This window comes from Novosphingobium kaempferiae (assembly GCF_021227995.1).
Lineage (GTDB): Bacteria > Pseudomonadota > Alphaproteobacteria > Sphingomonadales > Sphingomonadaceae > Novosphingobium > Novosphingobium kaempferiae.
In genome coordinates, this window is sequence record NZ_CP089301.1 from 875068 (window position 1) to 887583 (window position 12516).

The window sequence follows — 12516 nt, forward strand, 5'->3', positions numbered from 1 at the left end:
CCTCTGCTGAGAGGGGCAGGATCGAGTAAGGGGGGCCTTCTCGATAGCCGGTATCGAATCCGGCTCGCAGCGTCCCATAAAGTTGGCAGACCGTCCCACGGGCTGCCTGCGATCACCTTAGGTTTATGACCGGAGGCAGGTTTCGTCGAATGCAAATACTGCCACAGACATGGAAATGCGCATTTGGCCAGCACGAACCTAATCGACGCCGGGTGGAATGGGATGGCCTTCATTTCGTAGGGAAATGCAAGGGGTGCGGTATCGATCTCTATCGGGTCGAGCACAAGCGATGGCGTCCCATAGGGCCGGAATGACGAAGCAGACCTATCCCAACTCGGTCCCGTACCATCTTCTGGATCATCGATAAGTCGGATGACGAGACACTGACCGATGCTCAGGAGAATGCGGTCAAGGTAGCTATCGGCATGCTGACGGAAGGGCTGGAAAAATGACGGACGAAAACTTCGAAGGCATTATGGCCGGGATCGAGAACGCAATCGCCTTCGTCAAGGGCGATGAGGCGCGTGCGCAGATCGTCGCCTCTCCCGACATCAGAGCAATCCGTAAGCCGACGGACGTCCGCATCAGCCGCCGCGCCGCTCGCACGCTGCGGCATTTAAGCGAAAGCGACCGTCGCGGGGACCTCGATGCGACGGAGCAGTGTTCCGATTGCCCACCCGAGCTTTTAGCCTTCACGGGGGGGAACGCGCCCTTCCCAGACAATCAATGGCAGACCAAACGGACCTGAGAGCCGCCGTTCAGATATCCGAGCGGGTGCAGCAATGGCGATCTCGCGCGTGGAGATTGCTTTCTCACTTGCTAGCAATGTTGGCTGCTTCGATGGCGATGGCATCCGTCTCGGTCCAATCGCCTCCAAGCGCCTGGAACAGTGAAACCCGGGCGGTCTGCGCATCACTACGCGCGTGGACGAAGCTGAGCTCGGCCGAAGGCAGGGCACGCTGCGCGTCGAGCTACTCGGGGTGGGCTAGACGCCCGGGCCGGCCCCATATGAAACATGAGCTAGAGGTTTCGTAGCACCCGCAAATGTCACTCTGCGCGTTTCCCAGCACCTTCAATTGCGGGTGAAGAATCCTGCCCATGCGCATCTTGCTGAGCCCCTTCCGCCGCGCCTTCTTTCGCGGCATCGGCAACCGAACTTTCGAACATCCGTTTGAGAACCCAGCCCACGGCAAAAGTTACGGAAGCTGTCAGACTGCGCGTACGGCCTTCTCTTTAGGCGATCGAACAAACTGCTTACGCTGCTGCCGCCCCGACTGCCCGGCGACTACGTCTGCTAACTTTTCCCTGGTGCGCATCGGGATTCCTCTAAATCAGAAGGGAACCGGCTCGTAACCATGCTATCTCTCGACGCTACCAGCACGAATCCTCGGCCGAGAATTTGACCAAAGCCGCGGGCTCGATGTGCATAGATGCGGTGAAAATCGACGCTCGGCTGCGACTGATCTTGCTTACGCCCCGGTCCGCGCGCCCGTTTCGCCGGTAACGGGATCGCGATGTGGATCCGGCAGGGCCGCCATCCGCGCCCGCGCTGCATCGTCGGGCGCTTCGCAGCAGATATCCCAACTCAATCCCGGTCAGGTAAGCACCGACCATCTGAAAATCCTCGTTTGCGCTGACACGGCGATGGCCGGTGCCCGCCGGCAACATGAGCGCATCGCCTGCTGTGCCCTCAAGCCGCCGCCCTTGCGGACCGCCGAGTTCGAGCGTCGCCCATCCGGCGAATACGCCGAACGCCTTATGTGCGGCCGAATGATAATGATGGTAGTCGAACACGACGTCGCGCCAGTCGGGAGGCCAGCCATTGTCCGCGACAACGCCTCGAACCGCTCGGCCAGATAGTCACCCTCACCCGCCACGGCGCCGCGATAGCGCGCGAACGGCAGCCGGGCGTTGTCAGGCACCGAGCTGTTCTCGGCGAGCAGGAAGCTCTCCGTTCTCATCAACCGGCGTCCTTCTTCGCGCGTTTGCGCTTCGGCTTGTCCGCAAGGTCGATCCACACCGGCGCATGGTCACTGCTCTTTTCCCACGCGCGCACGTGTTCGTCGACTTGCGCATCGACGAGCCGATCGGCGAGCGCCGGGCTCAGCAGCAGATGATCGATCCGAAGACCCGCATTACGCGCATAGGCATTTCGAAAATAATCTCAGAACGTGTAGATGACCTCACCGGGATGCAGGGTGCGGAGCGCATCTGTCCAGCCCTGGTCGAGCAGGCGCAGATAGCCTGCCCTCACCTCGGGCGCGAACAGTGAATCATCCCGCCAGCGCTCGGGCTTATAGACGTCGAGATCGGTCGGCATGACGTTGAAGTCGCCGGCAAGCATCACTGACAGCCCGGTCTCGAGCAGCCCGCCGGCATGAGCGACCAGCCGGTCGAGCCATCGTAGCTTTTATTCGAACCTGGGGCCGGGGCGGGGATTGCCATTGGGAAGATAGAGCCCGGCGATGAGGATGCCGTTGACCGCCGCCTCGACGTAACGGCTCTGGCTTGGGTCAGGATCGTCGGGCAGTCCGCGCCGCGTCTCATGAATTTCTCCGGCCGGGCTCAGCATGGCGACGCCGGGATTTCTGGCCATGCCAGATGGCATCGTATCCAAGGTCCCGGATCGCACTCACGGGAAAGCGCTCTTGCGGGGCTTTCAATTCCTGCAGCACCACCACATCGGGCTCCGATTTCTCAAGCCAGCGCAGCAGCACCGGCAGACGACCATTGACCTCGTGCACATTGTAGGTAGCGATTTTCATGTTCGAGCGTTTTCGGGCAGGAGAAGCGATAGGATACCTTCGCCGAGGAAGAGTCCGTGACAAGAAAGCTTTGCCCGGCACCGCACGCGTGATCTGGTCAGCGTGCAAACGAAATGGGCGTGTTATCGGTCAGCCGGGTTTCCATGGAACACTCAACGCGCATACGCGCTTCGCGTTCACATCTACGGTACGAAGAAAACGATGTGGGAACGATCAGGGCGCGGAACGAATTATTCGGTGATCAGCAAGGACGTTTCGATGCCACGCAAAGCGCCGGCGACAGAGGTCAAATCGCTCGAGGGCCTGGCTCGGTATCGCTCGAAGCGCGACTTCAAGAAGACGGCCGAGCCTTCGGGCAGCACCTCGACTTCCGGTGGTAACGGGTTCGTCGTCCAGAAGCATGAGGCAACCCGCCTCCACTTTGATTTTCGGCTCGAGCTCGGCGGCACCTTGAAAAGCTGGGCCGTGACGCGGGGGCCCAGCCTCAATCCGGACGACAAGCGGCTCGCCGTTCGCACCGAGGACCATCCGCTCGACTACGCGCGCTTCGAAGGCACGATACCCAAGGGCGAATATGGCGGCGGCACGGTCATGCTCTGGGACAACGGAACCTGGGAGCCGGTACCAGGCAAGGACCCGGTCAAGACGTTTGCCGAGGGTCATCTGCACTTTGTCCTTCATGGCCACCGGATGAAGGGCGAATGGCTGATGATCCGGCTGAAGCCCCGCGGGAAGGAGAAGGGTGAGAATTGGCTCCTGCGAAAGATCGCCGATGAATATTCCGGCGGCTCCGACGATCTGGTGGCCACCCATCTCACCAGCATAACGAGCGGCCGGACAATGGCGCAAATCGCAACCGGCGCGGCGGCAAAGGCTGCAGGCGGCATCTCGAGCAAGGCGAAATCGCCCGTCGCAGCGCCACGCAAAAAGACCGGGCACGGTTCACGTGCCCTGGGCCCTCCCCCGCCTTTCCAGCCTGTCCAGCTCGCTACCCTGGTCGATCATGTGCCGCCCGGCGACCGCTGGCTTCATGAGATGAAATTCGATGGCTATCGGACGCTGATCGCGGTCGGCGGCGGCGAAGGCCGTGCCTATACCCGGTCTGGCCTCGACTGGTCGGATCGCTTCGCGTCGATCATCGGCGACGCGATCTGCCTCGACGCCGGTTCGGCACTGATCGATGGCGAAGCTGTGGTCGTCGATGCAAGGGGAAAGACCAGCTTTCAGGCGCTTCAGGCGGCTCTCAAGGGAGATCCGGGGCAAATTCTCTATTACGCATTCGATCTTCTAGCGCTTGATGGTGAGGACCTGACCGGCAAACCGCTTCTCGAACGCAAGGAGCGGCTGGCGGCTCTCATCGGCGAAGGTTCGCCCCATATCCGTTATTCGGACCACATCGCCGGGCGCGGCGAGGAATTGTTCGATACCTTCTGCGAGGCCGGGCTGGAAGGCGTGATCTCCAAGCGCGCCGACGCCACATATAACGGATCACGCGGCGGCACCTGGCTCAAGACCAAGTGCATTCGGCGTCAGGAGTTCGTGATTGTCGGGTGGATGCCCTCGGACAAGCAACGCGGTTTCCGCTCGCTGCTCCTCGGGGTCAACGAGAACGGCAAGCTGCGCTATGCGGGCAAGGCGGGCACGGGCTTCAGCGGTGACGAGATCGAGCGGCTCATGACCTTGATGGCGCCGCTCGAGTTGAAGGCTCCTACTGTCGAAGCGCCCCGCGCAGCGGTTCGCGGCGCGCACTGGATCAAGCCCCGGCTCGTCGCCGAGATCGCCTTCATCGAGTTCACGGCCGAAGGCGTCCTGCGTCATCCCAGCTATCTAGGGCTGCGCCAGGACAAGAAGCCCGAGGCCGTCGTGATCGAAACCGAGCGACCGGTCGGGGAGGTCACCGCACGGGAGCGCGCAGCGACAGGCGTGAAGATCAGCAGTCGGGAACGGGTGATTTTCCCCGAAGGCAAGCTCACCAAGGGCCAGCTTGCGGACTATTATGAAATCGTCGCCCCGATCATGCTGTCCTGGGCCGGCAGCCGCCCGATCAGCCTTGTTCGCTGCCCGCAGGGCCGCGCCAAGAAATGCTTCTTTCAAAAGCACGATGCGGGAAGCTTCGGCGAGGCGGTGAAGCAGGTCGCCATCCGCGAAAAGGACGGCCATGACGAGCCCTATCTCTTCATCGATTCCGCCGCCGGCCTTTTGACCTGCGTGCAGATGGGCACGATTGAATTTCATGGCTGGGGCGCGCGGATCGAGGATGTCGAAAAAGCCGATCGGCTCGTCTTCGACCTCGATCCCGATGAGGGCCTCGATTTCAAGGATGTGGTCTCCGCCGCGTTCCACGTCCAGGACCTTCTGGCGCAGATGGGCCTTTCCACCTTTCCGATGGTGACCGGCGGCAAGGGCGTCCATGTCATCGCGCCGCTGACGCCCCAGGCCGAATGGCCGCAGGTCAAGGATTTCGCGCACCGTTTCGCGCTTGCCCTGGCGCAAAGCCAGCCCGATCGTTTCACGGCAGCGCTTGCGAGGGCCCGGCGATCGGGGAAGATCTTCGTCGATTATCTGCGCAACCAGCGCGGAGCCACGGCAGTAATGCCCTATAGCGTCCGCTCGCGCGAGTTCGCGCCCGTTGCCGTCCCGCTCACCTGGGAAGAACTTCGCGATCTCGACACACCTTCACGCTGGCACATCGGCGACGCCGCCCAGCTGGTGGAGCGCGCGACCTCGAAAAGTCTCAAGAACTGGGGTCGTGCCGATCAGGTGCTGCCCGACCTGTGACCCCTCACGCTTGCGCGAGGGCGCGGTAAACCGCCATCAGATGCCGCGAGGCGCTGGCCCGGGCCCGGGGCGACGGGATCGTTTCCTCATTGGTCTCGTGCAGCATCCTCAGCATACCGAGCACTTCCTCTCGCGACGTGCCGCTATCGACCATATGCGTACCCATCAACGTGAGGAAGTTGGCCCAAAGCGTGATCGCGCCCTCGGCGAAGGCGGCGTCGCTGTCATCGGACGTGGGCATATCGACCTCTGATCCGGCCATCATGAAGCCCGCTTGCGCGCTGACGGTTTTGCCGCGTCCTTCTTGGCCGGAGCCTTCTTCGCCGGAGCCTTCTGGGCCGGAGCCTTCTGGGCCGGAGCCTTCTGGGCCGGAGCCTTCTTGGGGGGCGTCTTGCTCGCGGATTTCGTGCCCGCGCTTCGGTTGCCACCGGACCTCCCACCGCTGCCCAGGGAATTCTTGAGCGCCGCCATGAGATCTACCACATTGCTCCCGCGCGGATCGCCGGTGCCCTTGTCCTCATCGTCGATGTTGAGGGTCCTGCCCTTCTTCTTGCGCTCGATAAGATCCTTCAGCGCATCGACGTAGCGGTCGTGAAACTCGCTGGCGTCGAACTTGCCGGTCTTCTTGTCGATCAGGGTGGTCGCGAGATCGAGCAATTCCTCGTCGGGATCGCTGTCGCCGATATCGCGAAAATAGCTCGCCGCCTTGTTGACCTCGTCAGCGTAGCGCAGTGTCTCCATCACCATCCCGCGTCCGCACGCTTTGACCGAGACGACATATTCGCGCCCCCGCATGGCGAGTTGTCCGAGCCCGATCTTGCGGCTGCGGCGCAAGGCCTCGCGCAGCACGATGAATGCCTCTTCGGCCAGATCGTCGGCTGGAACGACATAATAGGGTTTTTCGAAATAGATCATATCAATGTCCTGCGCATCGACGAACTGGGTGAGTTCGAGCGTTTTCTTGCTCTCCAGCTTGACGCCTTCGATCTCCTTCTCGTCGAGGAGGACATATTCGCCCTTGGAATATTCGAAGCCCTTGACGATCTCGTCGAGGTCGACGGGACCTATGCCAGGCACCACCTTTTCATACCTGATGCGCTTGCCCGAGGGCTCATGGATCTGATTGAACGCGATGGTCGCGCCGCTCTTGGTCGCGGAGTAGACCTCGACCGGGATCGAAACGAGGGCCAGACGTATCTGGCCTTTCCAATAGGGACGTGCTGCCATGAAAACTTCCTCTCGTTCTCGAGCGAGAAATCCCCGGTAGCCGCCTACGTTCCCTTTGGTCTCGGCGATCGCGTGAAGCGGTAGCTTGCTTGCACGAAATCGAGACTGCGAAAAAAACCATGGGCGTTGCGCAGGTCAATATCGCTCATAGCCTCCACCTCGTCGCAGCCCGCGTGGGCAAGCGCCTCGAGCGCGCCATCGACGAGCTTGCGACCGATGCCCTTGCGCCGCTTCTTGGAGGTCACGACAAGGGCGGTAATCCGCCCGATTGTGCCGCGGTGAATGGTGGGCAGCAATACCCAGGCGATGCAGCCGATCGTGCCATTTTGATCGGCCAGCAGCACACCGCCGCCAGCCTTGCGGGCAGTCGCCATGCCTTCAGATACGTCCTGCGCTGTGCGATCGACGCCTGGTAATTCTCCGAGCAAGGCAGCGATGGCAGCGACATCCTCTTTCCTGGGTTTTCTGATGGTGAGAGCCGTTGGCGGTGCCAGCTCGCTCCCCCGGGACTGCGCAGACCCTTTTTGCGCGCCGCCACGGGCGTGCTTTTCCAATCGGGCTTTGGTCGGTCTGGGGCTGCGAGGGAGGTCGGGCTGCTTTGTGTTCCAGATCCGGCGCGCCGGCCGGTCTTCGCTGCGCTCGGCGTGGGCGCCACTGCGCCGGTTTAACCCCTCCTTCTCGGTGTCATCGTGATCGCGGACTGCTTTGGGTGATCTGGGCGCATCGGGCGCCGCCTTTGCCGAGGCTTTCCAGCTGTCGAGCGCGCCCGCGCGAAGAAAGGCTTCGATCTCGTCAGGCAGAGCCGTCAGGCCGCCGGGCCCTACACCCATGACAGGTTTGCCTGCAGCGTCGCTGAGGCCGAACCGCCCGAAGTCTCCGGCGCCAGGCTTGCGCCGCCGGGATTTCAGCAGCTTGAACCCGCGATGTTGCGCCATCTCGCGCAGGGAAAAGTCGGGATCACGCTCGTCACTCACGGATGCGTCGACCCGCTATCGCAATTCTTGAACAGTCCTGCGTTCCGCGGGCATCTGCGTTGTCTGCCAATTTGGCTCTCCTTCAGGACCAAGGAAACGCGATACTGCGCGAAGCGTTGCGGGGGCCACGCAGGCTCGAGCGCTCCTTTGACGACTTGGCAGGGGGTTTGGTGAACGCTTGAATGGCACTTCTAACCCTGATGGCCCTTCCGCCTTCGCTGGTCATCGATCGCGGCGGAACCGCGATGCGGCGGGCAGTCGCGAGGCATTCTCGCCGCCAGTCAGCATTTGGTCATCTTCCGAACCCTGGTTGCGAACGCTTCCATTGCAAAGGGCCTGGTCCGCATCACCATGCGGCATTCAAGGAATGCCGGACCAGACGCGGTATGGTCCATATAATCCGAAACGCTGAAAGCGGTGCGCCGGTAGCCGATGTGCGTACCGGACCTGTCCGTCAGAGGGGACGTATCCCCGCTTGCCCAGAACCTTCCGCCGCCCTTGCGCAGGTGCCAGCGCTCGTCGTTCGCCTTGCCGTGCTGCCGCGCCTCACGCATTTCAAGGGCGGGCCGGCCGGCTTCGCGATCTTCCGGGGTAAAGAACAGCGAAGCTTCGCGTCCGAGCGCCTCCGCCTCGCTCCATCCCATGATCCGTTCGGCACCCTGACTCCATTCGATGATCGTGCCCTCAAGGTCCACGGCCACCACCGCGAAGTCTCTGGCGCTGTCCACGATCGCACGCTGCCTCGCCTCGGCGCGTTCCGCGCGAGGTTCAGGCGTTGGTCGAGCTGGGCCATGACCTGCCGAGCCAGCACCCGTATCGTCCTGTGCTGCAGGTCGGTGAGAGTGCGGGGGCGATAATCGAGGACGCACAGCGTGCCGATCGGAAAGCCTTCCGCGGTCTTGAGGAGAGCGCCGGCGTAAAATCGTATATGCGGCGCGGCGGTCACCAGCTGATTGCAGTCGAAGCGCGGATCCAGAGTGGTATCCGGAACCACGAGGAACTCCTCTTCGAGCAAGACGTGCGCGCAGAACGAGGTAGCAAGCGGCGTGCTGTCTACGCCGAGCCCCACTTCCGCCTTGAAGAACTGCCTTCCGCGGGCGACGAAGTTGATCACCGCGATGGGCGCCTCGCAAGCCTCGGCCAGCAGATCGACGATCTCGTCGAAAGCGGGCTCGCGCGGCGTATCCATGATTTCGTATCGCGACAAAGCGGCAATACGTGCAGCTTCAAACTGGACGGGTTGTGTCATCTCGCTGGGGAACATCTGCTTTGGAATGTCGGAACGGCTAGCGACTAAACCCTGAATCAGCGAAAAGGCTGCGATAACATAGGTTTAGTGCTTGTAAAACACTGCCTTGCGACAGGGTGGGGTCGCGCGAATCCCATCGGTCGCGAGACCCGTTCAGATGACTGGCAGCGCCTCCGAAGTTTAGGGTCCAGCTAAGTGCCGGACTTCCCGTGCGAATGACGTCGGTTTCTAGAGTTTTACATACGCTACAGCCGATAACTTCATGAGCCCTATAGAGAATATTAAAGCACATCAGTACGTGGAGAGCATTAATTAGATGCGTAATGCTCAGACCGCGCTGTTTTGCACGGATGTGACTTCAGTTTTTTGTTGATCGTAATGTCGAAGCTGACACCCGGGAAACGCACGCATTTGCCGTCGTCATTCATCACCGCCCTGCCCTGTGCGGATACCCAACGCACATCGCCGCTCGAATTCAGAATCCGGTATTCGGCGCAGTAAGTGTCGCCATAGCTTATCGTAGCGTCGATCTGAGCCTTCACGAACGGCAGGTCATCCGGATGGATGCAGCCCAAAAACTCGGCTATTCCGGTACCCCGCGCCGCGCTAACCGGATCGACGTTGTAGATCAGAGCAAAGCTCCTGTCGGCCGTGAGACGGTCATTGAGCACATCCCAGTCCCAGGCGCCGATCCTGTCGCCTTTCGCCAGCGCTGCATGCAATTGTTCGGCGGCTGCTTGCCGCGTCATGGTGGCAAGCACATGCTGCGTGGTTTCGCGGGTGACGCACAGAAGACCCGCGATGACGCCCTCTTCATTCGTGACTGGAGAATAGCTGAACGTCCACCAACTTTCGACAGGCTTCCCCTGACGCTCGATGTCGAGCCGGGCATCGATCATCTCCACACTCTCGCCGGTGAGAGTTCGGTTCACGAGTGGACCGATCTCGGTCCAGGTATCGTGCCAGAGCGCATGGAAAGGCATGCCGATGCCACCCTCTGCACGCTGCCCGAGGATGGGCCGGTAGGCGTCATTGAAGAACGAGAGTAGCTCGTCCCCCCACGCCAGGAACATGGGAGTAGGGCATGCGAGCACGGCAGATACCAGGGTTTTCAGCGGCGCCGACCATCCGCCGATGTCTCCAACCGAGGTGTTGCCCCAATTTGTCCTGGCGAGTTCCTGCCCAGTAACAGATTTTTCCAGTAGCTCCCTGAAAGAAGCGCTCACCATGCTTGTGACCCTCACCCAATTTCAGCGACTTAGCGCGCCATCGCTTTGCGTAGCATGCTCCGATTTGCCTCTCCATAATCTGGATGAAGTTTGACGTCGGACAGGACGAGCCTCTGGATGTCGAACAGATAGCCAAACACCTAATACGCGATTGATCGCATTGTGCGGGGAGAGGCACCGCACCCGTTAGCGCCATCCGCAGGCTCGCCAATCTCTTGGAAGCAGCTATTGGGTAAGGCTTGCGTCATTTTTTCTGAAAACGGAAAAGCGGCAGAACGGCTAACGCCCAAAAGTGGTCACCCCATCCGTCGGCCAAAAATTCTCCAGGCCTCGTCATAGAGCGGTTGGCATGAGAACGAATAGACACCGTCTTGGAACACATCCACCTCACCAAGGCGATCTGCATCGATCCGTTGCAACGCGACCGATGGGTCGGATGTCTCGATCTCAATAATGTTGTTCATATCGTGTATCGGGAAAATACTGAACAATGCCATCACGCCCCTCCGATTCCAAAAGGCGGGAGCACGTAAAAGTCTGCTGGCTCTCAGTCGCCAGCATGCCCAAAAGGAGCCAGCGATGACGTAGTTTACGGACAGCGAGGCTCTTCTCAATAACTTGGATCAAGCCCACGACAGACGACTTGCGCCCAAGTGGGTCGTTCAATAGTAATGTTGCTGCGCTTGGAAGCGGACCTTTTGCTTATGGGACGATTGTGACCTCTCCGGTTAAAGTGGCGAACCTGAGGTTAACACCTTATGGCTCGCGACGACCATCGGGAGGAGCAGGCGGCATTGACGCACTCAGCGCTAGCATGTCTTCGACGCCTGCCCAGCGGGTGGTGGTCTCGGATGTCTTGGGCTGGTCCGGAGCTGTTCCTTCCCGCGCCTTGATAGCGTTTGCAGCGGCTAGGTTCAGCACCGATTCCGTTCGGCGTGACCATCAGGTCTGCCAGTTCAGTGCAAGTTGGTCGAGCGCGCCCACGTTGCCAGCGCGAAATGTAGTCTGGGCACCCTCGTCTAGGGCGAAGGCGGGCATGCGCGCCAACCATTCCTCCATAACCACGATTACCTCCATTCGCGCAAGCGCCGCGCCTACACAGCGGTGTGGTCCCGCACCCATAGTCGAGTGTCTGGCTTGGGTCAGCTTGCGGGCAAAGTCGACCTTCTCGGGCGTTTCGAAACTGCGCGGGTCGAGATTGTGCAGCACACTGGGCAGGTAAACGAGGTCGCCCCGCTCGATGGTGACGCCGTCAATCTCGCAGGTCTCGACACAGTTGCGGGTCACTGCGACGGTGGGATAGCGGCGCATCAGTTCATCGGCGGCATCGGGGATCATGCCCGGGGCCTCCCGCAGCTCTTCCTGCTCCGCAGGATGGCGCGCAAGGTGCATCATTATGTTGCCCAGCATCGCGACGACAGTGTCGAGCCCGCCGAACAGCAGGTTGCGGCACATGCGCTGCGACTCCTCGAAAGTCCATGCGCGCCCTTCGATGGGGACCGAAAGAATGCGGCTGAAAAGGTCGGGCCCGGGGTTAGCTAGCCGTTCGCGGATATGGGGCTCGAGGTAGGCGTCCGCCGCATCGCGCAACTCGACGACCGTCATGCTGCCGTCGGGCCGTGTCAACTGGCGGCCGAGCGGCCGCAGCCGGACCCGGTCTTCGGGCGGCAAGCCGATCACCGAAAGGAAGGTATGAACTGGTAGGATCTCGGCGAATTCGGCCATGAAGTCGCAACCACCAACGGCGCGTATGGCCTCGATCAGCCGGATTGTTTCTTCACGCACTAGCGGCTCGGTGGCGACGATGTACTGGTGCGCGAAGCCCTTCATCACCGCGCTGCGAAACGGCTTGTGCTCGGGGGCGTCCTGCTGCAGCGGAATGAACTGCATGACCTCGCCGAGCCCGGGCGTCACCGCCAACGCCTCGTTTGAGAAGCGCATAGCGTCCTCCCAGATACCGCGGACGGTCGAACCACCCGCTGCGATCCAGTGGCCGCCGTTGGCCGTCGTCCAGACGAGGTCGGGACCGTTAAGAAGCCTCATCCATGCGCCGAAATAGTCCGCCTGCGAGCCTGGCGGCGAAAACACGTCGAAATCGATCACGCGGTCGCGGGGAACGTGTGTCGGGATCGACGCGGTGCCGGGCGCCATTGTCGGCGCCCCGTTTGGATCAGTCATGGTTCTCTCTCCAATCGCGCTCGTGACCAGCGCTTCGCTCCACTCCCATGGTATTTTCGGCCATTGTGCCCAGACAAGCTAGCACTTTGGAGGTGGTGCTGTTTGCAGGCTGCGTT

General features: G+C 61.2%; 10 protein-coding genes and 2 pseudogenes. 2 read left to right on the forward strand and 10 right to left on the reverse strand.

Going from position 1 to position 12516, the window contains the following annotated elements; all coding sequences use genetic code 11:
- Window positions 1–448: 448 nt before the first annotated feature.
- Window positions 449–748 carry a leucyl/phenylalanyl-tRNA--protein transferase family protein gene (locus LO787_RS04195; protein WP_232494603.1) on the forward strand — a complete coding sequence of 100 codons (300 nt, stop codon included), beginning with the start codon at window positions 449–451 and terminating at the stop codon, window positions 746–748.
- Between the two features lie 623 nt (window positions 749–1371).
- On the opposite strand, the gene LO787_RS04200 is transcribed toward LO787_RS04195, so the two are convergent.
- Complete coding sequence (locus LO787_RS04200) at window positions 1372–1794, reverse strand: cupin domain-containing protein (protein WP_232494604.1); 423 nt, start codon at window positions 1792–1794, stop codon at window positions 1372–1374.
- Window positions 1795–1960: 166 nt separating this feature from the next.
- Window positions 1961–2765, reverse strand: a pseudogene (gene xth / locus LO787_RS04205) (exodeoxyribonuclease III).
- 258 nt (window positions 2766–3023) lie between these two features.
- Between xth and ligD the strand changes: the two are divergent.
- Window positions 3024–5543, forward strand: coding sequence for a DNA ligase D (gene ligD, locus LO787_RS04210; RefSeq protein ID WP_232496256.1), 2520 nt, complete (start codon window positions 3024–3026; stop codon window positions 5541–5543).
- Window positions 5544–5547: 4 nt separating this feature from the next.
- On the opposite strand, the gene LO787_RS04215 is transcribed toward ligD, so the two are convergent.
- The 8 genes and pseudogenes from LO787_RS04215 to LO787_RS04250 all read right to left on the reverse strand — a co-directional run bounded on the left by LO787_RS04215 (window position 5548) and on the right by LO787_RS04250 (window position 12400).
- On the reverse strand, window positions 5548–5808 hold the full coding sequence (locus LO787_RS04215; RefSeq protein WP_232494605.1) for a hypothetical protein: 261 nt from the start codon (window positions 5806–5808) through the stop codon (window positions 5548–5550).
- The gene (gene ku / locus LO787_RS04220) at window positions 5805–6770 is read right to left on the reverse strand and encodes a non-homologous end joining protein Ku (protein WP_232494606.1); all 966 of its coding nucleotides are present in this window, start codon (window positions 6768–6770) and stop codon (window positions 5805–5807) included. The genes LO787_RS04215 and ku overlap by 4 nt, the downstream gene beginning before the upstream one ends.
- A gap of 44 nt (window positions 6771–6814) precedes the next feature.
- The gene (locus tag LO787_RS04225) at window positions 6815–7744 is read right to left on the reverse strand and encodes a GNAT family N-acetyltransferase (RefSeq protein WP_232494607.1); all 930 of its coding nucleotides are present in this window, start codon (window positions 7742–7744) and stop codon (window positions 6815–6817) included.
- 281 nt (window positions 7745–8025) lie between these two features.
- Complete coding sequence (locus LO787_RS04230) at window positions 8026–8472, reverse strand: PAS domain-containing protein (protein ID WP_232494608.1); 447 nt, start codon at window positions 8470–8472, stop codon at window positions 8026–8028.
- 113 nt (window positions 8473–8585) lie between these two features.
- Window positions 8586–9008, reverse strand: a pseudogene (locus tag LO787_RS04235) (GAF domain-containing protein); the annotation flags it as partial.
- Window positions 9009–9301: 293 nt separating this feature from the next.
- The gene (locus tag LO787_RS04240) at window positions 9302–10222 is read right to left on the reverse strand and encodes a PAS domain-containing protein (protein ID WP_232494609.1); all 921 of its coding nucleotides are present in this window, start codon (window positions 10220–10222) and stop codon (window positions 9302–9304) included.
- A gap of 296 nt (window positions 10223–10518) precedes the next feature.
- Entirely contained in the window at window positions 10519–10719 is a 201-nt protein-coding gene (locus LO787_RS04245) for a hypothetical protein (RefSeq protein ID WP_232494610.1), read from the reverse strand.
- A gap of 445 nt (window positions 10720–11164) precedes the next feature.
- Window positions 11165–12400: a cytochrome P450 gene (locus LO787_RS04250; protein WP_232494611.1), complete on the reverse strand. Its 1236-nt coding sequence runs from the start codon at window positions 12398–12400 to the stop codon at window positions 11165–11167.
- Window positions 12401–12516: the final 116 nt, after the last annotated feature.

Excerpts from the sequence above, each read along its gene's own strand:
- LO787_RS04195 (WP_232494603.1), top strand. The coding sequence starts at position 449 with ATGACGGACGAAAACTTCGAAGGCATTATGGCCGGGATCGAGAACGCA.
- ligD (WP_232496256.1), top strand. The coding sequence starts at position 3,024 with ATGCCACGCAAAGCGCCGGCGACAGAGGTCAAATCGCTCGAGGGCCTG.
- ku (WP_232494606.1), bottom strand. The coding sequence starts at position 6,770 with ATGGCAGCACGTCCCTATTGGAAAGGCCAGATACGTCTGGCCCTCGTT.
- LO787_RS04245 (WP_232494610.1), bottom strand. The coding sequence starts at position 10,719 with ATGGCATTGTTCAGTATTTTCCCGATACACGATATGAACAACATTATT.
- LO787_RS04240 (WP_232494609.1), bottom strand. The coding sequence starts at position 10,222 with ATGGTGAGCGCTTCTTTCAGGGAGCTACTGGAAAAATCTGTTACTGGG.
- LO787_RS04250 (WP_232494611.1), bottom strand. The coding sequence starts at position 12,400 with ATGACTGATCCAAACGGGGCGCCGACAATGGCGCCCGGCACCGCGTCG.
- LO787_RS04215 (WP_232494605.1), bottom strand. The coding sequence starts at position 5,808 with ATGATGGCCGGATCAGAGGTCGATATGCCCACGTCCGATGACAGCGAC.